The organism is Nostoc sp. (assembly GCF_054880495.1).
This window is the reverse complement of record NZ_JBTYKD010000363.1, coordinates 1-2,665: the sequence shown is the minus strand read 5'-3', so window position 1 is coordinate 2,665 and position 2,665 is coordinate 1. Positions and strand designations below refer to the sequence as shown.

The following is a 2,665-nucleotide window of genomic DNA, read 5'->3' as shown; positions in this document are numbered from 1 at the left end:
GATTTATCGATAAAAGCCAATAAAAATTAGGTAGCTTTATCGCACATCTTTTTACTTTTTCTGGGATTATACGGTGAGGTGCAAGATATGAGACGTATGAGCTTTTTCTGTGCCCCTACCGCGTGGTCTATTTACCTGAAAATACCCGTAAGATAGCTTAGGCAAAATTATAATGTATCTAGTTATACTATTTAGCGAAAATATTGATCCAATCTGCTCAATAAGATAACTCCCAAAATAAAAACACCTGTAAATCTATCGACAAAACGTAGAATAAGTTCTAAACTACGGTAAGTCAATCGACAAAGTGTGTATTGCGGAGCAAGCAATAAAATAACCAACTTCAAAAGAAAAATTTTGAAGTAATCAAGCAATATCGTTTGATATTTAGCTAATTTTGCGGTGTTTAGTTGAATATATTCTCAAAGCTTGCTCCCTGAGAGTATTTAGCAAGTTGGAAGACATGAGATAGTTAAAAGGAGTGAATGTGATCAACGCCATACAGATTAACGAAAATTTGACAACCACAGGACAAGTCATACCAAAACAGCTTGAGCAAGCTATCCAAGAAGGTTTTAAGTCCGTTCTAAATCTGCGATCGCCTGATGAATTAGGATTTTCTCAGGATGAGGAAAAAGTAGCACAAGCATTGGGGCTGTATTATACAAATGTTCCAATGAAGGTAGATTTAAAAAATTTGAATGAAGACCTGATTACCAAAATCCTCACGATACTAGAACAAATCCCGAAACCAGCAGTTGTGCATTGTGCAGCCGGGATGCGATCAACTGGAATTGCGCTGTTGAGTATCGCTATCCAGGAAGGATTAACACCAGAGGAAACCTTAGCAAGAGCGAGGAATCTGGGTTTTGGATTCTTTGAACACGTTGGCGTTAGTCCCCGGTTGAAGCAATTGTTTGTGGACTACGTTAACAAACACGCCAAAGTAGCTGTACATAATCGCTGAAAGCTGAAAACAATGATTTTTAGGTATGCGGTCAGTTAAAGCTACATGAATTGCCCCAGAGTGGGTGTAGTTTTGTGTAAGTCCTAAGATGTTTCACTATTTCAGATTTGACGATGTGCAATTCCTCAAAATACTTAAAGCCACCGCCTCCGCCACCTTAATACCATCGATACCAGCCGAGAGAATTCCCCCTGCATATCCCGCTCCTTCACCAGCCGGATAAAGACCGATTGTATTCAAACTCTGATAATCCTCTTGACGTTTAATCCGAATCGGTGATGACGTGCGGGTTTCCACCCCAGTCAACACAGCATCATCCATCGCAAATCCTTTAATTTGCTTGTCAAAAGCCGGAAGTGCTTCACGGATGGCAGCGATCGCATAATCTGGTAAACTCTGGCTCAAATCAATCAAGTGTACCCCAGGTGTATAAGACGGCTTAACAGTGCCTAAGGCTGTAGAGGGCCGATGCTTGAGAAAGTCACCCACCAATTGCGCTGGAGCTTCATAAGTTGCACCGCCCAACTCAAAAGCCTGTTCTTCTAAGTGCCGTTGCAAGTCAATTCCCGCTAAGGCATTTCCCGGATAATCTTCGGGTGTAATGCCGACAACGATCGCACTATTAGCATTGCGCTCATTGCGAGAGTATTGACTCATCCCATTGGTGACAAGTCGCCCCGGCTCTGATGCGGCTGCAACCACCAAGCCCCCCGGACACATACAGAAACTATACACAGAACGACCATTTTGGCAATGGTGAACCAGTTTATAATCGGCAGCACCTAAAAGCTTATGACCCGCCTGATTGCCGAAACGACATTGATCAATCAGCGACTGGGGATGTTCCACCCGAAAGCCGATGGAAAAAGGTTTAGCCTCAATGTAAACCCCGCGTTCAAATAGCATTTGGAAGGTATCGCGGGCGCTATGACCGACCGCAAGAATCACATGATCGCTGGCGATATATTCCCCACTGGCGAGGGTGACTCCCTGCACCTGTCTATTTTCGATGTTGATATCTTCCACCCGACTTTCAAAGCGAATTTCGCCGCCGAGGGATTCGATTTGGCCACGGATACTTTGGACGATTCCGACCAGTTTGAAGGTGCCGATATGCGGTTTATTAATGTAGAGAATCTCTGGTGAGGCTCCCGCATTGACGAGTTCGGTTAACACCTTGCGTCCATAATGCTGAGGATCTTTGACCTGACTGTAGAGTTTGCCATCAGAGAATGTACCCGCCCCGCCTTCGCCAAACTGGGCATTGGATTCTGGATTGAAGTCTGATTTTTTCTTCCAAAAGCCAAAAGTATCAACGGTGCGATCGCGGACTTTTTTGCCACGTTCTAAAATGATTGGACGGAAGCCCATCTGCGCGAGCATCAAACCCGCAAACAAGCCGCAAGGCCCTGTACCAATGATGATGGGGCGAATCGGCAAATTGCTGCTAGCTTGTGCCACTGGGCGATAACTCATGTCTGGGGTAGCAATGAGATGGGGATCTTTTTTCAGGCGCTTGAGTAGATGAGTTTCGTGAGTCGTTTCGACATCCAGAATATAGACAAGGCTGATATCTCCTTTCTTGCGGGCATCGTAGCTACGCTTGAAGATGGAATAGCTGATCAATTCTTCGTCTATAATTTGCAGCTTTTTGAGGATGGCACTCTTGATCTCATCTTCAGGATGATCAAGCGGGAG

General features: G+C 44.5%; 2 protein-coding genes. One reads left to right on the top strand and one right to left on the bottom strand.

All coding sequences use genetic code 11. The features are described from left to right. Positions 1-487: 487 nt before the first annotated feature. Positions 488-967, top strand: coding sequence for a protein tyrosine phosphatase family protein (locus ACYTXL_RS30500; RefSeq protein ID WP_292798756.1), 480 nt, complete (start codon positions 488-490; stop codon positions 965-967). A gap of 96 nt (positions 968-1,063) precedes the next feature. Here the strand turns inward: ACYTXL_RS30500 and ACYTXL_RS30495 are convergent. Further along, the coding region (locus ACYTXL_RS30495; protein ID WP_461927887.1) for an NAD(P)/FAD-dependent oxidoreductase at positions 1,064-2,665 on the bottom strand (1,602 nt) is incomplete at its 5' end.